Consider the following 22621-nt stretch of genomic DNA (forward strand, 5'->3'; position numbering starts at 1 on the left):
CTCCGCTCCGGACAGGCGGGCGGGATGCGGGGTTCACACGGGATCCTGGTCCCCCGAGCCGAACTCGCGATCCGCGAGACCCGCCTAGCAGGTCTCGTCGTGGTACGCCTCGTCTCCGCGCGGCACGACGTCGCGGTCGCGCAGGAGGACCGAGATCCTCCTGCCCTGCGCCGCGCAGGCCGTCGTGTACGCGGTACGGGGGTTGTCCGTGTACTCGACCTCGAGGACGTCGTCCCCGTAGACGTCGGTGTAGTCGTCGCACTCGGAGTAGTTCTGGCACTCCTCGGCGATCGCGAAGTCGAACCCCACGGAATCCCGGCCGATCGATCCGAGGCTCCCCGCGTTCTTCTGCGCGATCGCGAGACCGTCGGCGTGGGCACGGTCCGCCAGCAGGGTCGCGTACGCGACGGCGTCCGCCTCGGTCAGCCTGCCGCCCGACCGCGTCCACGTGTCGAGGTTGTCGGGTTCGACGGCCTCGAAACCGTCGTCGCGGCAACCGTCGATCCAGCCGCCGACGATCTCCGCGACGTCGGCCCGCTTCCCGGCGGTGGAGACGTCCAGGAAGAACTCGCCCGGCCAGTCCGGGTCCTCCACGAGGCCGCCGTCCTCGTCGCGCAGCAGCAGGTCCGGGTGCGACCCCGTCCAGAACGCCTCCTCCGCGGGTTGGGTCTGGAACGCGTTGACGTAGCAGATGTCGTACGTCCCCCCGGCGGGCCCCGCGGACCGGTCGCGGTCGACGATCGCCGCGGAGGCGTCGGGGGTGTAGGCACCGCCGATCTGGTAGTCGAAGCGCCCGTTCGCCGGGAGCCGTTGCGGGGCAGCGGTACCGGATGTACCGGACGTCCCGGACCCACCGGTGACGAGCAGGGCCGCGCACAGCCCGAGCGTCGCGAGGGGTGTGGTGAGACGTCGCACGGGGGTCGCGTCAGAGCCGCAGGAGACCCGCGACCTTCAGCACGGCGGCCCCGGCCTCGTCGGAGGCGTCGAGGTCGACCTCGGCGACGATCCCCCAGTCCCGGTCACCCGCCGGGTCCTCGAGGACCTGACGCACGTACCAGTTCCGCTTCGAGCCCTTCGCGTCCGGCCCGGAACCGTCGTCGACCTGCAGCAGGTGCGGACCGCGGGCGTCGGGGCCGGTGCCGATGGTGTCGTGGTCGTCGTAGTACGCGTCGAGCTGGTCGCCCCAGGTGCCCTCGTCGGGGGACCCCTCGAGTTCCGCGAGCGCGGCGGGCCGGTCGAGGGCGCAGAGTTCGACGAACCGGAACATCGCGTTGCGCACCAGGACGCGGAAGGCGCGGGAGTTCGCGGTGACGGGCGGAGTCTCCTCCTCCTGCGGTGCCGCGCCGTTGTGGGGGACGTTCTCGACGTCGGCCGGGTCGACGCCGTCGCGCAGCGCCTCCCACTCCGCCAGCAACGAGGAGTCGGTCTGGCGCACGACCTCCCCGAGCCACTCGACGAGGTCGATGAGTTCCTCGGTGCGGGCGTCGTCGGGGACGGTCTGCTTGAGGGCCTTGTAGGCGTCGGAGAGGTAGCGCAGGACGAGACCCTCGGAGCGGGCCAGCTGGTAGTACTGGACGTAGTCCCCGAAGGTCATCGCGCGTTCGTACATGTCGCGGACGACGGACTTGGGTTTCACCTCGTAGTCGCCGACCCAGGGGTTCCCGGTGCGGTAGGTCTCGTAGGCGCCGCGCAGTTCCTCGGCCAGCGGCTGCGGCCACTCGACGTCCTCGAGGAGTTCCATGCGTTCCTCGTACTCGATGCCGTCGGCCTTCATCCGTTGCACCGCCTCCCCCTTGGCCTTGGAGCGCTGGGCGAGCAGGATCTTCATGGGTTCGTCGAGGGTCGCCTCGATGACGGAGACGACGTCGAGGGCGTAGGTGAGGGACTCGGGGTCGAGGAGTTCGTCGATGACGGCCAGCGCGTACGGCGACAGCGGCTGGTTGAGCGCGAAGTCGAGCTGCAGGTCGCCCACGAGGCGGACCTGACGTCCGTCGGCGAGGGGTTCGGGCAGCGTCTCGATGATCCCGGCGTCGAGCAGGGCGCGGGCGAGTTCGACGGCTCGCCGGACGTGCTTGATCTGGTTCTTGCGGGGTTCGTGGTTGTCCAGCAGCAGGTGCCGCATGGCCTCGACGGGGTTCCCCGGGCGCTGCAGGACGTTCAGCAGCATCGACGTGGTGACCCGGAAGTGCGACGTCAGCTGTTCGGGTTCACCGGCGACGAGCTTGTCCATGGTCGCCTGCGACCAGGAGATGAACCCCTCGGGCGCCTTGACCCGCTGGACGCGCTTGAGCTTCTTGGGGTCGTCCCCGGCGCGGGCGACGCGACGGGCGTTCTCGACCTCGTGCTCGGGAGCCTGGACGACGACGGTACCCGCGGTGTCGAACCCGGCCCGCCCGGCCCGGCCGGCGATCTGGTGGAACTCCCGGACGCGGTAGTGGCGGTTGCGGCGGCCGTCGAACTTGGTCAGCCCCCCGAAGAGGACGGTGCGGATGGGGACGTTGATGCCGACGCCGAGGGTGTCGGTGCCGCAGATGACCTTGAGGAGCCCGGCCTGGGCGAGGGTCTCGACGAGGCGCCGGTACTTCGGCAGCATCCCGGCGTGGTGGACGCCGACGCCCATCCGCAGCAGCCGGTTGAGGACCTTGCCGAAGCCGGCGGCGAAGCGGAACCCGCCGATGGCGTCGGCGATGGCGTCGCGCTGCTCGCGGGTGGCGATCTTCGCGCTGGTCAGCGACTGCGCCTGCTCCACGGCGGCGGCCTGGGTGGAGTGCACGACGTAGACGGGGGCCCGGTCGGTGTGCAGGAGTTCCTCGACGGTCTCCTGCAGCGGGGTGGTCGCGTAGGAGTAGTGCAGCGGGACGGGCCGTTCCACCGAGGTGACGCTGGCGGTGGGCCGCCCGGTCCGCCGGGTCAGGTCCTCACGCAGGGCCGTGGTGTCGCCCAGCGTCGCCGACATGAGGAGGAACTGCACCTGCGGGAGCTCGACGATCGGGACCTGCCAGGCCCAGCCGCGGTCGGGGTCGGCGTAGAAGTGGAACTCGTCCATGACGACCTGGCCGACGTCGGCGAAGGCGCCGGAGCGCAGCGCGACGTTGGCGAGGATCTCGGCGGTGCAGCAGATGATCGGTGCGCCGGGGTTCACCGAGGCGTCGCCCGTCATCATCCCGACGCGTTCGGCGCCGAAGACCTCGACGAGGGAGAAGAACTTCTCGCTCACGAGGGCCTTGAGCGGCGCGGTGTAGAAGGACCGGATCCCGGCGCTCAGCGCGGCGGCGTGGGCCCCGGCGGCGACGAGGGACTTGCCGGAACCGGTCGGGGTGGCGAGCACGACGTTGGAGCCGGCGACCACCTCGATGAGCGCCTCCTGCTGCGCGGGGTACAGCTCGATGCCGCGTGAGGTCACCCACGTCGAGAACGCCTCGTAGACGAGGTCGGGGTCGTCGTCGCCCGGGGCCGGCAGCAGGTCGGTGAGCTGGGGGATGTCTGTGGTCGCAGTCATGGCGCGCCCATCGTCGCACCGGGGGACCCCGCTCCGCTGGACGAGTGCCCGCGGGCGCCGCGACGACGCGCTGGTGATCGCTCCTGGTGCTCACAGGGTTCGTGCAGCATCCTGACCTGACGCACCACGACGACAGGGGTGAGCACGATCGACGAGAGCCTGTCCCGGGAGCACCACGTCCGGCGACGCGCGGAGCAGGTGCGCGCGGACCTGGAGGCGCTCTGGGGTGACGACCTCCCCCCGGGCCCCGACCCGCGCACCACCGAGCTGGTGGACGCCCTGGCCCTCGACGACGACCACGGCCGGACCGCCGGCCTGCTGGTGCAGGGGGACGCCATCCCCTTCCACCTGCTCGTCCGCCTGCTCGCGACGAGCAGCGTGGGCGAGGCGGTCCTGACGGAGCTCCCCCCCGAGCTGCGGGCCCGGGTCGACCTGGCGGTGGCGACGGTGGACCCGCTGGCGATGGCGGCGTGGGCGGCGACGCGGGGACTGCCGCAGACCCCGTCGGGGGCGTTCGCGATGCACGTCGACCCCCCGGTCATCGACCTCGACGAGCGGGTGAGCGGACTGCTGGGGTTCCCCGCGCGGCAGCACCGGTTGCCGTGGGCGGAGTCGATGCGCAACGTGCACCCCGCGGACGTGGGGCTGGTGGCCGACGCGACGCGTCACGCGTTCGAGAAGCAGGCGTCGTTGAGCATGCGGTTCCGGGTCCTGCACGAGGACGGCAGCGTCCTGTGGGTCTCGACCGTGGGCCACGCCCTGGCCGGGGAGGACGGGGGGACCGAGCAGGTCGTGGGCTTCACGATGCCCAGCCCCTGACCCGGGGCGTCAGGAGATGAGACCGTCCTGGCGGGCGACCGCGGCGGCGGCGGCGGAGGAGCGCACGCCGTACTTGCGACGCACCGAGGCGAGGTGCTGGGCGACGGTGTTGGGGGCGAGGCCGAGGCGCTCGGCCACGACGGATCCGGGGCACCCGTCGGCGATCATCTGCAGGATCTCCTGCTCACGGGCGGTGAGGCTGACCCCGGGGCGGGCGGGGGCGGTTCCGCGCCCGGCCTCCTCGAGGGCGCGGTAGCGGGCCTCGGAGACGACGACGAAGCGGTTGCCCGCCGCGTCCTCGACGATCATCCGGCGGTCGCCGTCCGCGACCGTCCGCAGGACGTCGCCCCACCAGTCGTTGGGGACCTGGACCCGGTTGCCGTCGACGACCGCCACGTTGTTCTGCTCCATCCTGGTGTTCTACCTCTTCACGCCGCTGGTCCACTGGTCCTGGCTCGCTGTGGTGCCGGTGTCGCACGGGAGCGGCTCACTCCGTTCTGAAACGTTCGGGGTGTGACCGACCGTTCTGAACCCCGCTGTCAAAACACCACCCGACCGGATGAACCGTCGAGGACCCCGGAGGAGGCACGGTGAGCCTTCCCCTCAATGTCCCACAGAGTCGCCTCGCGGGGCCCTCCGGCGCAGGAGGAGTCCCACGACGAGGACGACGACCAGCGCGCTCCACGAGACCCACGGACCCACCTCCTTGCGGTAGCCCAGGGTGAGCGCCTCGACGGACGGGCTCATCCCGTCCACCAGCCCCGGCACGTAGGCCAGCGCGAGCAGCGTCAACCTCCCCGTCAGCACCCCCGTCAGCACCCCCGTCGAGGACGGAGCCGCGAGGGCCAGGGCCAGCGGCCCCCACAGCAGCAGGTCGTACCAGGGCAGCTCGTAGGCCGTCCCCAGCAGGTACCCGGCGGCGAGGACCGTGCTCACCCCCGCCGCCCGCGTCAGGGCGTCACCGCGCACCAGCAGGCGCCACCAGGCGAACGCCACCGCCGCCATCACCAGCACCATCCCCGGCAGCAGCCACCCGCGCGGCATCCCCGCCTCGACCAGCGGGCGCCAGACCGTGGCCAGCGAGACGTAGCGGCTCGCGGTGCGGGTCTGGTCGTAGGCGTGCGGGCCCGCCCAGACGTGCGCGGGGACCAGCAGCAGCAACGCCCCCGCCGCACCCCGCAGCAGCCACCCGCGGGTCAGGTACCCGCCCGCCCGCGCGGCGAGCAGCACCCCGAGGGCCACCGCGCCGTAGGGCAGCTTCGTCCCGACGGCGACCGCGAGCGCCACCCCCGCCCAGAACGGGTGGCGACGCGCCGCGAGCAGGGTCGCGAGCGCCGCGGTCCCGGCGAGGACGTCGGCGTGGGCGCCGCTGAGCCCGACGGTCAGCAGCAGCGGGTTCGCGGTCCACAGCAGCTGGGCCCGGGCCCGCCGCTGCGGGTCGCGCACCGCGACCCGCAGCGCCAGGGCGCTCGCGAGCCACGCGAGCAGCAGCAGGACCTGCCAGCACGAGACCGTCGTGCGCACGGAGTCCCCGCCCCCGAGGGAGGCCAGCGCCATGAGCAGCGCCCCGACGGGGCCGTAGACGGAGGTGGTGGAGCGCCACGGGTCGCGCACCGCGGAGGTCACCGGGTCGTGCCCGCCGGCGAAGGTGTCCGGCGGCTGGCTGTAGGGGTCGCCGCCGAGCGCCGCGATCCGGCCGTAGGCGGCGTAGCTGAGGTGGTCGGCGGAACCGACGGGGGGCAGCAGCGTGAACAGCACCGCGCCGATCAGCGCGACGAGCACGAACCGGCGCGGGTGCCACCCCCGGGCCACGGCCCGCCAGCCGGCGAGCAGCGCACCGCCCCCGGACAGCACGGACGCGGCCAGCAGCGCCGTCACCAGCCCCGACGACGGCCGCAGGCCCAGGTCGAAGGACCCGGCGCCGCCCCCGAGCGGGGGGACGGCGGCGGAGGGGCCGGCGAGCGCGACGACGGCCCAGCAGAGCAGGGACAGGACCAGACACCCGCCGGCGAGGCGCACCGGGGTCAGCGGTCGCTCAGACACCGGTGACGCGACGGAGCACGTCGGCGAGGCGGCGCCGTCCGAGGGCGCGGGCGACGTCGCGGTACTGCGCCGCGCGGTGCAGCTGCGAGCGCCAGTCGGAGCCGGTGACCCGGTGGTGCAGGTCGCAGGGCACCTCGCGCACCCGGAACCCCGCGCGCAGCAGGTCGATCGTCAGCGCGGTCTCGACGCCCCAGCCCGGGGCCAGCGGCAACGCCGCCTCGAACGCGGCCCGGGTCAGGCAGCGCATCCCCGACAGCGGTTGCTCCGGCGACCAGCCCGCGGCGGCCACGGTCCCCTTGCGGGACAGGCCGACGACGAACCCGTGCCCGCCCCCGGCGGTGGACTGGCGGGGCAGCACCGCGATCGTCATGTCCGCGGCCCCGGCCAGCACGGGCAGCGCCAGCGGCCAGGTCCGCACGGCGCTGTCGGCGAGGTCGGCGTCGACGAAGAGGAGCGGACGGGCGCGCAGCCCCTCGCGCGGGCGGGCCGCCTCGAACTCCGCGACGGCGCGGGCGCCGGTCTGCATCGCCGCGGCCTTGCCGCGGTTGCGGGCGTGGGCGACGACGAGCGCCCCCGCGTCGCGCGCGGCCTTCGACGTGGCGTCACCCGACCCGTCGTCCACGACCACGACGAGGTCGACGTCGGGCAGCGAACGGACCGCGCGCACGGTGGCGGCGATCCGGTCCTGCTCGTCCTTGGCCGGGATCACGACCGCGACGGTCGGGGACGGGCTCAGGGGTGGCACCCGGCGAAACTAGCGCAGCCGCAGGCCGAGCACCGTGACGTCGTCGTCCGCGGCCCCACCGGTGTCGCCGGTCTCGACCATCTGCGCGACCAGCGCCTCGACGATCTCGGCCGGCGTGCCGTACGCCTGGTCGTGGAAGTGCCCCAGCACCTCCGCCAGCCCCTCGGTCAGCGACCGCGTGCGGGTCTCGACCAGCCCGTCGGAGAACACGACCAGCGCGCTGCCCGGCGCCAGCCGCACGTCGAGGACGTCGCGGCGCGGGTCGCCCTCCACCCCGATCGGCACCCCCGGGGGGACGTCGAGGTAGTGCGGGCCCTCGCTGCACGTCAACGGGGGCAGGTGCCCGGCACTGGCCGCCGACAACCGGCCGTCGCGGTGCAGCACGCCGTAGAAGATCGTCACGAGGTCCTCGCCGCCGCCCGCGGCCGCGCAGGCGTCGAGGCCGCGCAGCACCGCCGTGGGGTGCGGGTCGATGAGGGCCAGGGTGCGGACCTGGGTGCGGACCTCGCCCATCACCGTCGCCGCGCGCACCCCCCGGCCCATGACGTCACCGAGCACGACGGCGACCCGGTCACCGCTCAACGGGATGATCTCCGCCCAGTCGCCGCCGACCTCGACCCCCGCGCTCGTCGTCGCCGAGCGGTGCGTCGCGAGCCAGTCCACGTCCGGCAACGGGCCGGGCCGCAACGCCTCCTGCAGCACGGTGGCCTGGTCGCGCTCGGTCTCCAGCAGCTGCATCCGTTCCAGGGCGCTGGAGACCTGCCCCGCGAAGGCGAGCAGGAACTCCCGCTCCTCCTCGTCGTCGACCCCCGGTTCGGTGAAGCCGAGGGTCAGCGTCCCGAGGCGACGACGACGGGTGGCCAGCGGCAGCACCGCCCACGCGGTCTCGCCGGCGGCGTGGGCGGCCTCGAAGTTCCCGCGGACCACGTCGGAGAGGCCCGCGATCCCGCGCGCCCCGACGAGGTAGCGCCCGCTGGCCCCCGCGAAGGCGGTGAGCTGCTCGAGGGTCACCTCGGGCACCTGCCCGGTACGGCGCTCGCGGTCGGTGAGCATGCGGTGCAGGCTCAGGGCCGACCCCTCGCCGTCGGCGAGGACGACGGTGGCGCGGACGGCTCCGAGGCCGTCGAGGCAGACGCGCAGGACGGCGTCGAGCAGGTCCGGGTAGGTCGTGGCGGTGGCGATCGCGGCGGTCAGCGCCTGCAGGGTGCGGGTGCGCCGGGTGGCGCGGGCCCGGTCGGTGACGTCGTCGAGGGACCCGACCCACTCCAGGACCTCGGAGTCGGGGGCGGTGGGCTCGCTGAGCACGGGGACGGCGACGGCGGCGAGGGTCCGCCAGCCGTCGGGGGTCGCGATCCGGAACCGGAAGCGGGCCCCGGAGCGCGCGGCGACGGCGTCGCGGAAGGTCCGCAGGACGGCGGGCAGGTCGTCGGGGTGGACGTCGTGCTGCCAGGCCCGGCCGCCGACGTCGGCGCGGCCGGTGAGCGCGGTCCAGCCGGGCATGGTCCCGGTGACGCCGTGCCCCGGGCGCACGGTGAACACGTCGAGCGACCCCGCTTCGGCCAGGGTCCGGTAGCGACGTTCGGAGATCCGGGCCTCGCGCAGCAGGCTGGCCCGTTCGACGGCGAGGGCGCACTGCCCGGCGAGGGTGGCCGCGAAGACCTGCTGCTCCCCGTCGAGGGACCCCTCGCGGGTGAAGCCGAACCGGAGGACGCCGACGAGCTTCCCGCGGGCCAGCAGCGGGTACATCGCCCAGGAGTGCTCGCCCTGGGCCAGGACGCTGTCGTTGAGCCCGCCGGGTCCGCCCCCGAAGCGGGCCGCCAGCTCGGCACGGTCGTGCAGCAGCACCGGACGCGACGTGCGGGCCGCTTCGGCGCTGGGCGTCGCGGAGGCCAGCGGGACGGGCCGTCCGACGCCGAGGCCGGTGAGGTCGCCCTCGGCGGGCAGCTGCGGGACCAGGACGGTCCCCGTCTCGTCGAGCAGGGAGACCCCGCAGGTGCTGGTGGCGAGGACGTCGCGCCCGGTGCGCAGCACGGCGGTGACGGCTTCTCGGACGTCGAGCGCCGCGGCGAGTTCGGTGGCGGTGCGGTGCAGTCGCTCGAGGGCAGGGATGGCCGCCGACGAGTCCACGCAGTCGCCTCCGGTCCGGGTCACCGATCCGGCCGGTGCCCGATCGTGACCGAACCGTAGCCGAACCATCCGCGCTGGGTGGTCGATCAGCGGCAGGGAGTGACCGAACGGGTCAGTGCGGGTGATGCCTCGTCGGACCGCCGAAGGAGGCCCACACCGTGCGGCTGAGGTTCTCGAGGTTCTCCACGACACCCCACTCGTCGGCGAGGCCGTCGACGATGAACAACCCCCGACCGCTGGTGTCGGACTCCCCCGCGACGCGTTGGTGGACCATCCGACCGGGCGAGCCGCCGTCGGTCACGGCGATCTCGACGTGCGGCTGCACCTCGACGGTGATCTCGCACTGCACGTGGATGGCGCCGTCGCCGAGGGGCCGGGCGTGCCGGATGGCGTTGCCCACGATCTCCGAGAGGACGATCTCGATCTCGGCCGTGGCCATCTCGTCGAGACCCGCCCCGTCGAGGACACCCCGGACGACGTGTCGTGCCCGTGGCACCGACGCCGCGTCGTGGGCGAAGGTCGCCCAGTGCGTGGCCGGCACGGGTCGTGCTCCCGTCGGCATGGTTCCCTCTCGTCGCGTCCCTGTCTGACCGAGCCACGGGTACCCGGGGTCCGGGGAAGTCAAACCTGGGACTCCACGGCCCCGCGGAACGGGACACCCGGAGACCTGCCGGACTCCCCGCCGCAACGTGGCCGAAACGTCACCGGGTCTGCGGGGGTCCCGTGTGACGGCCAGGTGAACTTCCCCGTCGGCGGGTGTCCTTCCCGGACGACCTCGTGCGACGGTGAGATCCGTTGCTGCCCACTGGAGGTCGTCGTGAAGCTGCCCGTGCAGACCTGGTTCGACAGGTCGACGTCCCGCGCGCGGGACTGGCCCATCGACCGCCTCCGCGCCCAGAAGGCCGGCACCCGGGTCAGCGTGGTGCTGCCCGCCCTCGACGAGGAGGCCACCGTCGGGCGGGTCGTCCGGATGGTCCACCGACTGGCCCACGACACCGGTCTCGTCGACGAGATCGTCGTCATGGACTCCGGCTCCACCGACGACACCGCACGGGTCGCCACCGAGGCCGGCGCGACCGTCCACCACCGCGACGAGGTCCTGCCCGAGGTCGGGTCCCGCCCCGGCAAGGGCGAGGTCCTGTGGAAGTCCCTCGCGGTCACCACCGGCGACGTCGTCGTCTTCGTCGACGCCGACCTCGTGGACCCCCAGCCGCAGCTCGTCACCGGCCTGCTCGGCCCGTTGCTCACCGACCCCACGGTCGAGCTGGTCAAGGGCTGCTACGACCGCCCGCTCGAGGGCGCCGGGTCCACCTCGGGCGGTCGGGTCACCGAACTCGTCGCCCGACCGCTGATCAGCCGCTTCTACCCGGACCTGGCCGGGATGGTCCAGCCCCTGGCCGGGGAGTACGCCGGGCGCCGCCGCCTGCTCGAGGCGATCCCCTTCTGCGGCGGGTACGGCGTCGAGATCGCCATGCTCATCGACACCCTGGAACTGCGCGGACTCCCGGCGATCGCCCAGGTCGACCTCGGCCGCCGCCAGCACAGCCACCAGGACACCGCGGCCCTGGGCCGGATGGCCACCCAGATCACCCACGTCGTGCACCAGCGCGCCTCCGGGGAGCGCTCCGACGCGCCCTCGATCACCCAGTTCGCCCGCGACGGCTACGGCCACTACGCCCCCGTCACCCACGTCCTCGACACCGCGGAACGTCCCCCGATGAACACCGTCGCGGGCTACGCCCGGCGCACCGCGAAGGTCTCCTGACCCTCCCCCGCGGGGGCGGGTCCTTGCGGGAGACCGGTCGTCCGGTCCTAGGGTTCCTCCTGTGCCACCGCTCGACCGCGTGACCCTCGTCTGCGTCCCGGGGACGTTGTGCCCCCCGGCGGCCTACGCGGAGTGCACGCGGGACCTGGGAGTCGACGTCCGCACCGTGGGCTGGCTGGAGGACCCACCCCCGCACGACCTGCGCACCGTCGCGTCGCGCGTCGCCGCGCTCGTCCCCGGTCCCGTCGTCCTGTTCGGCCACTCCACCGGCGGAGTCGTCGCGGCGCTCGCGGGGCAGGCCCTCGGCGAGCGGCTGCGCGGGATCGCGCTCTGCGACACCGGCGCACACATGCGCACGCAGGGTGACGTCAGCCGGGTCATCGACCGGGTCCTCACCGGGTGGGGCCCGGAGTTCTTCGCGAGCTTCCTGGCCCGTTCGGTGGCGAAGCCGCCCGACGAACCGCTGCGCTCGCTGCTGCTCGGGTACCCCGCCCGGATCGAGCCCGAGCACGCCGTGCAGGCGCTGCGCAGCCAGCAGGCCCTCGACGTCAGCCAGGCGCTGCGCGGCCTCGACGTCCCGGCGCTGGTGATGCACGGCCTGCACGACGTCGCCCGCCCGGTCGCGGACGCCGAACGGGCGACGCGACTGCTGCCCGACGCCGAGCTGCACGTCCTGGACTGCGGGCACTCCCCGCCGTTCGAGCGGCCCGCGGAGGTCAACGACCTGCTGCGGGGCCTGCTCGAGCGGGTGGCTCAGCGGACGAACGGCTCCTGACCGGAGCTCGACTCCATGCCGCGGCCGGCCTCGGCCCACGCCGACATCCCGCCGTCGACGTTGACGGCGTCGTAGCCGTTGCGCTGCAGCCACTCCGTCGTCCGGCGCGAGCGGCCGCCGGAGCGGCAGACGATGTGGAGCTCACCGTCGGGGAGGTCCCCCAGTCGCTGCGGCACCTGGCCCATCGGGATGTGCACGGCGGAGGGGATGTGGCCCGCCTCCCACTCGTCGTCCTCACGGACGTCGATGATCACGGCGTCGTCGGCCAGGTCCGTCACCGTGGTGGTGCGGACCCCGTCGACGTCGAAGGTGTTCGAGTCGGTCATGCCCCGACCCTACGTCGCCCGGGGACGACGGGGGCTAGCGTGGCGCCTCGTGCGTGACAGCCTGCGAGACATCGCCCTCTTCAGTGGTTCGGCCCATCCCGAGCTGGCCCGGGCGGTGGCCGCGGAGATGGGCATCGCCCTCTCCCCCACCCGGGTGAGCCGCTTCTCCAACGACTGCCTCGAGGTCCAGCTCGAGGCCAACTGCCGCCAGCGCGACGTCTACATCATCCAGCCGCTGGTCCCCCCGGTGCAGGAGGCGCTGGTCGAGCTGCTGCTCATGCTCGACGCCGCCAAGCACGCCTCCGCCGGACGCGTCACCGCCGTCATGCCGCACTACGCCTACGCGCGCTCGGACAAGAAGGACGCCGGCCGCATCTCGATCGGCGGTCGCCTCGTGGCGGACCTGCTCGAGACCGCCGGCGCCGACCACGTGCTCGCGATGACCCTGCACTCCCCACAGGTCCACGGGTTCTTCCGGATCCCCGTCGACCACCTGCACGCGCTGCACCAGCTCGCGACGCACTTCGACGGCGACGACCTCTCCAACACCGTCGTGGTCTCCCCGGACCTCGGCTACGCGAAACCCGCGGCCGCCTTCGCACGGATGCTCGGCTGCGGGGTCGCCGCCGGCGCCAAGCAGCGCTTCCCCGACGACCGGGTCGTCATCGCCAACGTCATCGGCGAGGTCACCGGCAAGGACGTCATCGTCCTCGACGACGAGATCGCCAAGGGCAGCACCGTCTTCGAGCTCGTCGCCCGCCTGAAGGAGCTGAAGGTCGCCAGCATCCGGGTGGCCTGCACCCACGGGATCTTCGCCGGCGACGCCCTCGACCGCCTCATCAAGCACCCCGACATCGACGAGGTCGTCTGCACCGACACCGTGCCGCTGCGCGGCGGCCCGCGCCCCGGGCTGTCCGTCATCTCGGTGGCCCCGGCGCTGGCGACCGCGATCCGCCACATCCACGAAGGCGAGTCCGTCAGCGCCCTGTTCCAGCACTGACCACCCGGGGTCGCCGGTCAGGCGAGTTCCGGCGGGAGTTCCCGGGAGTGCAGCACCACCATCGCGGTGACCGCGCGGGTGAGGCTCACGTAGAGGCGGCGCAGGCCGGTGCGCTCGTCGGGTTCCCCGTCGACGATGTCGGCGGGTTCCACGACGAGCACCCGGTCGAACTCCAGACCCTTGACCAGGCTCGCCGGGACCAGCGACACCCGTTGCTGCACATCACCTTCGACGACCTCGTCGAGCCGGGAGAACTCGACCCCCGCCGCGGTCAACGTCGAGGCCACCGCCTCGAGCGAGTTCGCCGCCACGACCACACCGACGGAACCCTCCTCGGCCAGCAGTTGCGCGGCGACCGTCGCCGACCACGCCACCGGGTCGGGAACCTCGAGGACGTCGAGGCGTCCGGGGTCGTCACGCACCGACGTCGGGACGGAGAGGTCGGGAGCGATGCGGGGCAGCAGTCTCGCCGCGTAGTCGATGACGGCCGAGGGGACGCGGAAACCCCGGTCGAGGACCTCGAGGCTGCCGTCGGGTTTCCCGAGGTGGCCGAGCACGTCGTCCCAGCTGCTCGCCGACCACGGCGTCGTCCCCTGGGCGATGTCGCCGAGGACGGTCGCCGCACCCGTGCTGCAGCGCCGGCCGACGGCGCGCAGCTGCATGGCGGAGAGGTCCTGCGCCTCGTCGAGGACGACGTGGGCGCGGGACCGGGTGCGCTGCAGCTGGTCGCCGATCTCGTCGAGGAGGACGCTGTCGGCGGCCGTCCACTTCGCGGTCCCCGCGGTGCGCGGGGGTCTCGGCCACAGCAGCAGGTCGCGTTCGGCCCCGGTCAGCAGGTCCTGCGAGTTCGCGACGAGGAACTCGCGGTCGGACAGCAGCCGCCACAGCACCTTCGCCGCGTCCTGGGCCGGCATCAGCAGCTTCACGGCCTTCCTCACCTCGGCGCTGCGGGCGACGGCGTCCTGCACCACGTCGTCCGGGGAGTCCCCCGCCGCTTCGAACAACTGCAGGACGGCGTGCGAGAGCCGTTGCGGCAGCAGGGCTCGCGCGGCCTCGTAGCGGATCCCGCGGTGGGTCAGCTCGTGCAGGAGGTCCTTGACGAGGTAGCCGGGGACCCGCCACCGCCGCGACCCGCGGGTGACGACGACGGCCCCGCTCTCGAGGACCTGCGCCGGGTCGCCCACGGCCGACCACACCGCCCGGCGCACCACCTCGGCCATCCGCCCGTCCCCCTTGAGCGTGGCCACCGAGGGGGGTTCCTCACCGCGCAACCGCACCTCCTTGCGCCCGTCGCCCGCGACGGTCAGGAGTTCGGTGACGGTGCGCTGCTCGACCTCGACCTCACCCAGCGCGGGCAGCACGGCCGAGATGTGCGACAGGAACGCCCGGTTCGGCCCGATGACCAGCACGCCCTGCCGGGTCAGGCGCTCGCGGTGGGCGTAGAGCAACCACGCCGCGCGGTGCAGACCGACGGCCGTCTTCCCGGTTCCGGGGGCCCCCTGGACGCAGACCGTGGTCTGGGCGTCGGCGCGCACCAGGGCGTCCTGCTCGGGCTGGATGGTGGCGACGATGTCGCGCATGGGGCCGGAGCGTGGGCGCTCGATCTCGCGGGCCAGGATGGCGCTGGAGTGGTCCTGCTCGTGCCGGTCGACGAGGTGCTCGTCCTCGTAGGCCGTCAGCCGGCCCTCCTCGACCCCGAACCGGCGGCGCAATCGCACCCCCGCGCGGTCGTCGCGGGTGGCCCGGTAGAAGCCGCGCGAGACGTCGGCGCGCCAGTCGATGACGACGGGGTCGCCGTGGGAGTCGGTGACGTGGCGGCGCCCGATGTGCAGGCGCTGGCCGTCGTCGTGGTCGGTGCGACCGAAGAACAGCGTCGTCGACGGGTCGTCGACGAGGCTGAGGGCGCGGCGGTGCAGGGCCCAGGCGAGGGCCTCGTCGGCGATGGCGTCCCCACCGTCGGGGACGAGGGACAGCGTGTGCTCGCGCATGCGGGCGAGTTCCGCACGGGCGTGGTCGAGGTGGGACTGCTCGGCGGCGAGGACGCCGTCGTGGTCGGACACGGTTCCTCCTGGAGCTCGACCCGGTTCGTGAGAGCCGACTGATTCTGCCGGAATCGCTGCGGGACAACAACGTTGTGATCTCGACACCGTTCGCGGGATGATGAACGTGGTGGTTCTGAGAATTCCCGGAAGTGGTCAAAAGCCCCAGCCTACGGTGGTGGTGCGGCCCTGTCACCGCCCGCGTGTCGCACCGGCGGGAACCGGCGCCGGCCACGCCGCGTCGTACCCGGGTGACCGCACGAACGAAGGCCCGCAGGGCCGTCCCGGCAGCACGGGGCGGTCTCGCCGTGATCGCCCTGGCCGGTCTCGCGGTCCTCGGCGGTTGCGGACAGGAACAGGCAGGGAGTCCCACGATGAGCAGTTCGAGCCCGTCCGGTCCGTCGGCGACGACGACCCCCGCCGAGAGGTCGCTGACCGTCGCCCTCGACGACGGGAACGGCACCCGCCAGACCTGGCAGCTGGCCTGCTCGATCGACGGGACCGTCTCGGGCGACCACCCCGACGCCACGAACGCCTGCGCGGCGATCGCCGCGGCGAAGGACCCGTGGGCACCCGTCGAAAAGGACATGGCCTGCACGATGATCTACGGCGGTCCGCAGGTCGCGACCGTCCAGGGGACCTGGGACGGCGTCAGCGTCGACGCCCGCTTCGTGCGGACCGACGGGTGCGAGATCGCCCGCTGGGACCGCCTCGCCCCGCTCCTGCAGCCGGGATCGGTGCCCGGCGGCTCTCCTGGCGCGATGTAGGCAATTGATCACAAGGAGTAGCGAAAAGAGCGCGGTCAGGGCAAGGTGTGTTGAGGCGACCTCAGAACGTGTTGAGCCGTACCCATCCAGGGCACGACCGGCACCGAACGTCTGATGTCCGAAGACGACGACGTGACACCTGCCGCGTCGAGCACCGGTGCCAAGGACGGCGCCCTGACTCTAAGGCTGCCCATGTTCAAGAAGTCTCTCATCGTCGACATGATCAACCGCAGTTCCGAGACCCCCGCCGACCGCAGGAACTTCCTGCGCGGCATGGGCCTGCTGTCCGCCGGCACCGTCGGCGCCGGCCTCGTCGGAGCTTCCGTCGCCGCCCCCGCGGAAGCCGCCCCGGGCGACCCCATCAGTGACGGCACGGTTCTCAACTTCGCCCTCAACTTGGAATACCTCGAAGCCGAGTTCTACTGCTTCGCCGCCTACGGCCACGGCCTGTCCGAAGCCATGGCCACCGGTACCGGCACCATGGGTGGCGTCACCGGCGGGCACCGGGTGCCCTTCAAGAGCAAGTCGATGCGCTACTACGCCGAAGAGATCGCCAACGACGAGATCGCCCACGTGAAGTTCCTGCGTACGGCCCTCGGCAGCGCCGCCGTCTCCCGTCCGGCCATCGACCTGCAGAGCTCCTTCACCGGTGCGGCCGTCGCCGCCGGGGTCATCAAGCAGGGCGAGACCTTCGACCCGTTCTCCTCCGAGGCGTTCTTCCTGCTCGGGGCGTTCCTCTTCGAAGACGTCGGGGTCACCGCCTATAAGGGCGCGGCACCGCTCATCCAGAACAAGGACTACCTCGAGGCCGCGGCCGGGATCCTCGCCGTCGAGGCGTACCACGCGGGCATCGTGCGCACCCTGCTCTACGAGAACGGCCTCTCCACCCCCACCAACGCCATCTCCGACGCCCGCGACTCCCTCGACGGGGCCGGCGCGGACAAGGACCAGGGCATCACGACCGGTGCGTCCGGGCGCGCGAACCTCGTCCCGACCGACGCGAACTCGATCGCGTTCAGCCGTTCGCCGCAGGAAGTCCTCAACATCGTGTACCTGACCCCGGGCACCGGCGTCAGCAAGGGCGGGTTCTACCCCGCCGGTCTCAACGGCGACCTCAAGACCAGCTGACCCTGTCCCCCTCGACCTCTCGAAAGAAGAACACCGTGAAGAGATCCGTCATCACCGCCGGTGTCGCCGTGCTCGTCGGCCTCGGCACCACCGTCTCCGTCGCCCTGCCCGCGCAGGCGGCCACCGGCTTCAAGTTCGACCACCGCATCTCGGGCGCGGACCGCTTCGCGACGGCCGTGGCCGCCTCGAAGCTGCTCTACCCCACCGACGACACGGCGAGCGACATCGTCATCGTCAACGGGTACGCCACCGTCGACGGCCTCACCGCGTCCTACCTCGCGGGCCTGAAGAGCGCCCCGATCCTCTACACCGACACGAACGCCGTGCCGGCCTCCACCGCGACCGAGATCGCGCGTCTCGGGGCCACCGACGTCTGGATCGTCGGCGGCACCAACCGGGTCTCGCAGGCCCAGGAGGACGCCTGGAAGGCAGCGGGCAAGACCGTGCACCGCCTCGCCGGCGCGGACCGCTACGAGACCTCCGCCCTGGTCGCGGAGGCCGACGACTCCGGTGACGCACCGGAACAGGTGTTCATCGCCAGCGGGCTCTCCACCGCCGACGCCCTCGCCGCCGGACCGGTCGCGTGGGCCCGGAACTACCCGATCCTGCTGACCGACCCGAACAGCGTCCCGGCCGCGACCGCGGACGCCCTGAAGGAACTCGGGACGACGAACCGGGTCGTGCTGGGGAGTTCGACGTCGGTCTCCGACTCCGTCTACACCCAGGTCGCGGGGACCCAGCGCCTCGGCGGTGCGAACCGCCAGGAGACGGCCACCAAGATCGCCGACGACGTCATCGCGAACGACAACTTCGACCCGCAGAGCGTGGCCCTCGTCGGCGGGACGGACGCCACCGCGGCCGACGCGCTCGCCGCGGCCCCGGTCGCGGGTTCCTACGGGGTGTCGCTCGTCTTCACCGGCTTCGACGGCTCCCTGGGCGACAGCACGAAGGCCTACCTGGTCGCGAAGAAGGGCAACTACGTCCTCCCGGGCACCGGATGGATCTTCGGCGGAACCCCGTCGGTGCCGCAGGCCACCGCGGACGCGGCGACCGCAGCGGTCCAGTAGTCCCACCCGCTCCACGAACACCCACGTCAGTCGCCCCCTTCGTCCACCGCCTCGGCGCGGACGAGGGGGGCGATCTGCGTCCGGCCGCAGCACGAGGGGAAACCCTTACCGCGGGAGGCGCGAAGCGGGTACCGTCGCAGCGTGTCCACGACCCCGTGCACCGGGTGGCAGTCGCCGTAAGGCGGCTGTCGCGACCCTCCACGTCCCGAGCCGCCCACCGGCGGTCGGGGCCACGGGGTGGCACACGTGCGGTGGGTGGCTCCCGTCCCCGGGAGTTCCCGTTGTCCACCACCTCCATCGACGTCGCGCGACGACGCAGCGCCGAACTCGAACACGACCTGCTCGCCGATCCCGGACGTTTCCGCGTCCTGACCGGCGACCGCCCCACCGGCCCCCTGCACCTCGGCCACTACGTCGGGACGCTCGCCAACCGGGTCCGCCTCCAGACGGCCGGGATCGAGGTCTTCGTCGTGATCGCCGACTACCAGGTGATCACCGACCGCGATTCCGTCGGCGACGTCCGCGGGAACGTCCGCGAGGTGCTCCTCGACCACCTGGCCGCGGGGTTGTCCGTGCGCGACGGTTCCGGGGTTCCCGGGGCGACCGTCTTCACCCACAGCGCCGTTCCCGCGCTGAACCAGCTGGTGCTGCCCTTCCTCAGCCTGGTGAGCGTCGCGGAACTCCAGCGGAACCCCACGGTCAGGGCCGAGACCGCGGCGGCCACCCGCCGGGGTTCCGGCGCAGCTGGACCCAACGGGCTGCTGCTGACCTACCCCGTCCACCAGGCGGCCGACATCCTGTTCTCCGGTGCGAACCTCGTCCCGGTCGGACAGGACCAGTTGCCGCACCTGGAGACCGCACGCCTCGTGGCCCGTCGCTTCGGGGAGCGCTACGGCCAGGTGTTCCCCGAACCCGAGGCCCTCCTCTCGGCCGCGCCGCTGCTGCTGGGGACCGACGGCGCGAAGATGAGCAAGAGCGCCGGGAACTCCATCCCGTTGCGGGCCGACGAGGACGAGACGGCGCGGCTGGTGCGCAGCGCCCGCACCGACACCGAGCGCCGGATCAGCTACGACCCGGTGCACCGTCCCGAGGTCGCGAACCTCCTCCTGATGGCCTCGCTGTGCTGCGGCCGTCCCCCCCGAGGGGCTCGCCGAGGAGATCGGCGACGGCGGTTCGGCCGCGTTGAAGCACCTGGTCACGGAGTCGGTGAACGAACACCTGCGACCGCTGCGGGCCCGCCGTCGCGAGCTGGCGGGAGCGGACGACCACCTGCACGCCGTCTTCGCCGCCGGGAACGCGCACGCGAACGAGGTCGCGGACACCACGCTGCAGCGGGTGCGGGAGGCGATGGGGATGACGTACTGATCCCGTCGGACGCTCCCCGCCCAGGGTTCCCGCCCCGGCGGCACGTCAGGTGGTGATCCAGTGGTCCGGGGGTTCCTGCGGAAGGCCGGGAACCTCCCGCTCCTCCTCGCGCCACCCACCCGGCCCGAACACCTCGTCGGCGATCCGGCGCCAGAACCGTCCGGCGGTGAGGTTGTCGTGCTGGAAGACGACGTCCCAGGGTCCCGCGTGCCGGCCGAGGACGTCGAGGGCCAGCCGGCGCCCGACCCCGTCACGACGGGCGACCGGCGCGACCCAGAACGCCGTCACCGCACGACGTTCCCCCGTCGACCCCGCGACGACCGCGAAACCCACCGGTGCCGCCTCCCCGGTCCTCGGGTGCGGTCGCCAGGCGAGGTACGTCGCGACGTCCCCGTCCGCACCGGACGGCAGACCCTGCGTCTGGTAGCGGCCGTCGGGGTACGGGAGGGCGGAGACCACGAGGGCGAGGTCGTGACGGAAGCACTGCCACAACCAGGCCACGACGTCGTGCTCCGCCCGGTCGACGGGACGGATCTCGAGGTCGTTCACCGCCGGCCCCCGGCCGCGAAGGGGCCGGACACGACCTGACCGACGGCGATCCGCACACCGGTCATCCTGTCAGCGGGGTTCAGGCGGCCTCGTGCGAGCTGTCCGCGCGACGCGTCCGGTGCTCGTCCAGGTGGACGACCTCCGCGTACGGTCCCGCCTCCTCGCGGGCGGCGCGCAGGACGATCCGCGTCGCGTCGCCGAACTCGGCGCCGCGCGGGGCGACGAGCAGCAGCCCGTCGCCCCTCCCCTCACGCGCGGCTCGACCCGCAGCGGCCATGACGGCGAGAACCAGCGTTCCCAGCGGAACCACGACCCCGACGAGAATGCTCGTCACGATACCCATCCCCCACGCCTCCCCCGGCGCTCGACCACTCGAACCGAACACCTCGAGCATCGGGGACGGAGCTGTGCGGGCGCATCGGACCGCGGGTGGAACCGCTGGTACTCCCGCAGGAGGACCCTCCCCCGCAGGGCGTGGGTCTAGCGTCCGAGGAACCGGTCGCGGGCGAGGACCCCGATGTCCGGGGCGTCGGTGAACAGACCGTCGATCCCGGTGTCGAACAACGCCTGCGCGTAGTCGAGCACGTGGCCCCAGGCCGTCGGGTCGTCGCCGTCGCGGTACTGCTCGGGCAGGAAGGTGTTCTCGGGTCGCAAGGTGTACGGCACGACCTCCAGGCCCGCCGCGTGGGCGTCATCGACGAGTCCCCGCGTCACCTGCACCAGTGACGGACCGATCTGGTCCGTGAACGTGGCGAGCTCGCGCAGGGCCGAGGGGATCAGCAGGTCCGCGTACTGGCGGGGGTCACCGGCCGCGACGAGGTCGGCGGGGGCACCCGTCTCCGAGGTGAGGAACACCGTGGGCGTCCGCAGGCCGTAGGCCGAGCGCAACTGCTGCAGGTTGGTCAGCTCGAAGGACTGCACGACGACCGGCGCGTCGGCGGAGTTCAGGCCGGTGGAGTTCAGCGTCGCCACCACCTGCGCCTCGACGTCGAACCCGAGGGAACGGAAGTAGGTCGAGTGCTTGATCTCCGGGACGATCCCGATCGTGCGGCCGAGCTCGCGGGACAGGCGCTGCCGCAGCCGCAGGGCCTCGCGGAACGTGGGGACCCGCCACGACCCGTCGTAGATCGTGTTGTGCTGACGGATCTGCGGGAGGCGTTCCTTCGCCCGCAGCGTGCGGAGCTCGGCCAGCGTGAAGTCGGTGGTGAACCAGCCGGTGTACACGATCCCGTCGATGGTCCGCGTCGCCGACCGGTCGGCGAACTCCGGGTGGTCGGCGACGTCGGTGGTCCCGGAGATCTCCGGTTCGTGCCGACAGACCAGGACGCCGTCCTTCGTCGGGACCAGGTCGGGTTCGACGACGTCCGCACCCATCCGGGCCGCGAGTTCCCACGACGCCGTGGTGTGCTCGGGACGGTAGGCGGAGGCGCCGCGGTGGCCGACGACGAAGGGGGTCGGCCAGCCGTGGTCGGGGGCGGCCGAGGCGGTCGTGGCCGTGGCGGGGACCACCGCGAGCCCGCCGAGGACGGCGGAGGTGGTGAGGACGGAACGACGGGTGGGGGCTGCGCTGCGTCGCGTCATGCCCGCAGTGAACTCCTCCCGGGCCCGTCCCGCACAGGGGGGGTCTGGGTGGACTCCGGGGGAACTCACTTCAGCAGGCGGGACATCCTGCGGTCCGCGAGGGGTTTGCCGCCGGTCTGGCAGGTGGCGCAGTACTGCAGGGAGCGGTCGGCGAAGGAGACCTCGCGCACGGTGTCACCGCAGACCGGGCAGGGCAGCCCCGTCCGTCCGTGGACGCGCATGCCGGCCCGTTTGGCGTCCTTGAGCTCCTGGGCGGGTCGACCGCCGGCCTCGGCGACGGCGCCCCGCAACGTCGTCCGCAACGCGGTGTGGAGCCGTTCCACCTCCGCCTCGGGGAGTTTCCCGGCGATCGCGTAGGGGGAGAGCTTCGCGACGTGCAGCACCTCGTCGGAGTAGGCGTTCCCGACTCCCGCGAGCACCGACTGCTCGCGGAGCAGCCCCTTGACCTGCTGCCGCGAACCGTTCAGCAGCGCCGCGAACGCCGCCAGGTCGAAGGAGTCGTCGAGGGGGTCGGGCCCCAGCGAGGCGATCCCCGGGACCTGCTGGACGTCCTTCACGACGTGCACGGCCAGCCGCTTCTGGGTGCCGGCCTCCGTCAGGTCGAACCCCGGCGGGCGTTCGGGGTCCTCGTCGCCCTCGGGGGCGAGCCGGACCCGCAACGCGACGGGGTTCTTGCCGCTGGGCCTCAGCGGCGCCTTCGGCAGGGCGTCGGACCAGCGCACCCAACCCGCGCGGGACAGGTGGATCGCGAGGTGGATCCCGTCGACGTCGATGTCGAGCCACTTGCCGTGCCGCTCGACGCCGCTGACCACGAGCCCCCCGAGCGCCGTCGGCGACGGGTCGTAGGTCTTGAGCACGTTGAGGGCGCCGACCTCGACGCGGGCGACGACGCGGTCCGTCATCCGCTCGCGCAGGAAGGCGGCGAGCCCTTCGACCTCGGGGAGCTCCGGCACCCGCCCAGTGTGGTGGACCGGCCACCGCGCGGCCAGGTTTCGTCGCACCGCAACCGTGCTCGACGGCCCGCAG

Annotated in this window: 20 protein-coding genes and 1 pseudogene; 8 read left to right on the forward strand and 13 right to left on the reverse strand. The window is 72.9% G+C overall.

The annotated features are described in order from the left end of the window. Window positions 1-84: 84 nt before the first annotated feature. Together SJY07_RS12035 and SJY07_RS12040 are read right to left on the reverse strand one after the other, a co-directional pair. Window positions 85-915 (reverse strand): endo alpha-1,4 polygalactosaminidase, encoded by an 831-nt coding sequence (locus SJY07_RS12035; RefSeq protein ID WP_380159354.1) that lies wholly within the window; start codon window positions 913-915, stop codon window positions 85-87. Window positions 916-925: 10 nt separating this feature from the next. Then, on the reverse strand, window positions 926-3499 hold the full coding sequence (locus SJY07_RS12040) for a DEAD/DEAH box helicase (RefSeq protein ID WP_380159356.1): 2574 nt from the start codon (window positions 3497-3499) through the stop codon (window positions 926-928). 138 nt (window positions 3500-3637) lie between these two features. Between SJY07_RS12040 and SJY07_RS12045 the strand changes: the two genes are divergently transcribed. Continuing rightward, complete coding sequence (locus SJY07_RS12045; RefSeq protein ID WP_328294015.1) at window positions 3638-4318, forward strand: PAS domain-containing protein; 681 nt, start codon at window positions 3638-3640, stop codon at window positions 4316-4318. Between the two features lie 9 nt (window positions 4319-4327). Here SJY07_RS12045 and SJY07_RS12050 read toward each other — a convergent pair whose 3' ends face one another. From SJY07_RS12050 to SJY07_RS12070, 5 genes are all read right to left on the reverse strand, one after another. Further along, window positions 4328-4729: a helix-turn-helix transcriptional regulator gene (locus tag SJY07_RS12050; protein ID WP_328294014.1), complete on the reverse strand. Its 402-nt coding sequence runs from the start codon at window positions 4727-4729 to the stop codon at window positions 4328-4330. 192 nt (window positions 4730-4921) lie between these two features. Next, entirely contained in the window at window positions 4922-6361 is a 1440-nt protein-coding gene (locus SJY07_RS12055; protein ID WP_380159359.1) for a hypothetical protein, read from the reverse strand. Then, window positions 6354-7106 (reverse strand): glycosyltransferase, encoded by a 753-nt coding sequence (locus tag SJY07_RS12060; protein ID WP_328294012.1) that lies wholly within the window; start codon window positions 7104-7106, stop codon window positions 6354-6356. The genes SJY07_RS12055 and SJY07_RS12060 overlap by 8 nt, the downstream gene beginning before the upstream one ends. Window positions 7107-7115: 9 nt before the next feature. Beyond that, entirely contained in the window at window positions 7116-9233 is a 2118-nt protein-coding gene (locus tag SJY07_RS12065) for a SpoIIE family protein phosphatase (protein WP_380159362.1), read from the reverse strand. A gap of 112 nt (window positions 9234-9345) precedes the next feature. After that, window positions 9346-9774 (reverse strand): ATP-binding protein, encoded by a 429-nt coding sequence (locus SJY07_RS12070; protein ID WP_328294010.1) that lies wholly within the window; start codon window positions 9772-9774, stop codon window positions 9346-9348. A 276-nt stretch (window positions 9775-10050) separates the two neighbouring features. On the opposite strand from SJY07_RS12070, the gene SJY07_RS12075 reads away from it, so the two are divergent. Together SJY07_RS12075 and SJY07_RS12080 are read left to right on the forward strand one after the other, a co-directional pair. After that, window positions 10051-10998 (forward strand): glucosyl-3-phosphoglycerate synthase, encoded by a 948-nt coding sequence (locus SJY07_RS12075; RefSeq protein ID WP_380159364.1) that lies wholly within the window; start codon window positions 10051-10053, stop codon window positions 10996-10998. A gap of 61 nt (window positions 10999-11059) precedes the next feature. Beyond that, window positions 11060-11773 (forward strand): alpha/beta hydrolase, encoded by a 714-nt coding sequence (locus SJY07_RS12080; protein WP_328294008.1) that lies wholly within the window; start codon window positions 11060-11062, stop codon window positions 11771-11773. On the opposite strand, the gene SJY07_RS12085 is transcribed toward SJY07_RS12080, so the two are convergent. Then, a complete protein-coding gene (locus tag SJY07_RS12085; RefSeq protein ID WP_328294007.1) occupies window positions 11752-12099 on the reverse strand; it encodes a rhodanese-like domain-containing protein in 348 nt (115 codons plus the stop codon). The two genes, SJY07_RS12080 and SJY07_RS12085, sit on opposite strands and share 22 nt — an antisense overlap. A 61-nt stretch (window positions 12100-12160) precedes the next feature. Here SJY07_RS12085 and SJY07_RS12090 point away from each other — a divergent pair, with 61 nt between their 5' ends. Then, window positions 12161-13099 (forward strand): ribose-phosphate diphosphokinase, encoded by a 939-nt coding sequence (locus tag SJY07_RS12090; RefSeq protein WP_380162290.1) that lies wholly within the window; start codon window positions 12161-12163, stop codon window positions 13097-13099. Window positions 13100-13116: 17 nt separating this feature from the next. On the opposite strand, the gene SJY07_RS12095 is transcribed toward SJY07_RS12090, so the two are convergent. Next, window positions 13117-15159: a HelD family protein gene (locus tag SJY07_RS12095; protein WP_380159367.1), complete on the reverse strand. Its 2043-nt coding sequence runs from the start codon at window positions 15157-15159 to the stop codon at window positions 13117-13119. A gap of 230 nt (window positions 15160-15389) precedes the next feature. Between SJY07_RS12095 and SJY07_RS12100 the strand changes: the two genes are divergently transcribed. The 4 genes and pseudogenes from SJY07_RS12100 (at window position 15390) to trpS (ending at window position 19465) form a co-directional block, all read left to right on the forward strand. Continuing rightward, window positions 15390-15905 (forward strand): SSI family serine proteinase inhibitor, encoded by a 516-nt coding sequence (locus SJY07_RS12100; RefSeq protein ID WP_380159369.1) that lies wholly within the window; start codon window positions 15390-15392, stop codon window positions 15903-15905. Between the two features lie 192 nt (window positions 15906-16097). Then, entirely contained in the window at window positions 16098-17033 is a 936-nt protein-coding gene (locus tag SJY07_RS12105) for a ferritin-like domain-containing protein (RefSeq protein ID WP_380159371.1), read from the forward strand. 35 nt (window positions 17034-17068) lie between these two features. After that, window positions 17069-18100, forward strand: coding sequence for a cell wall-binding repeat-containing protein (locus tag SJY07_RS12110; RefSeq protein WP_328294002.1), 1032 nt, complete (start codon window positions 17069-17071; stop codon window positions 18098-18100). Between the two features lie 281 nt (window positions 18101-18381). Next, window positions 18382-19465 (forward strand): annotated as a pseudogene (gene trpS, locus SJY07_RS12115) (tryptophan--tRNA ligase). Between the two features lie 45 nt (window positions 19466-19510). Here trpS and SJY07_RS12120 read toward each other — a convergent pair. The 4 genes from SJY07_RS12120 to SJY07_RS12135 form a co-directional block, all read right to left on the reverse strand. Continuing rightward, a complete protein-coding gene (locus SJY07_RS12120; RefSeq protein ID WP_380159374.1) occupies window positions 19511-20014 on the reverse strand; it encodes a GNAT family N-acetyltransferase in 504 nt (167 codons plus the stop codon). 79 nt (window positions 20015-20093) lie between these two features. Further along, a complete protein-coding gene (locus SJY07_RS12125; RefSeq protein ID WP_328293999.1) occupies window positions 20094-20348 on the reverse strand; it encodes a hypothetical protein in 255 nt (84 codons plus the stop codon). A gap of 146 nt (window positions 20349-20494) precedes the next feature. Further along, a complete protein-coding gene (locus tag SJY07_RS12130) occupies window positions 20495-21595 on the reverse strand; it encodes a glycerophosphodiester phosphodiesterase family protein (RefSeq protein WP_328293998.1) in 1101 nt (366 codons plus the stop codon). A 65-nt stretch (window positions 21596-21660) separates the two neighbouring features. After that, window positions 21661-22548: an Fpg/Nei family DNA glycosylase gene (locus SJY07_RS12135; RefSeq protein WP_380159377.1), complete on the reverse strand. Its 888-nt coding sequence runs from the start codon at window positions 22546-22548 to the stop codon at window positions 21661-21663. Window positions 22549-22621: the final 73 nt, after the last annotated feature.

It is taken from the genome of Kineococcus sp. R86509 (assembly GCF_042466365.1).
Taxonomy (GTDB): Bacteria; Actinomycetota; Actinomycetes; order Actinomycetales; family Kineococcaceae; genus Kineococcus.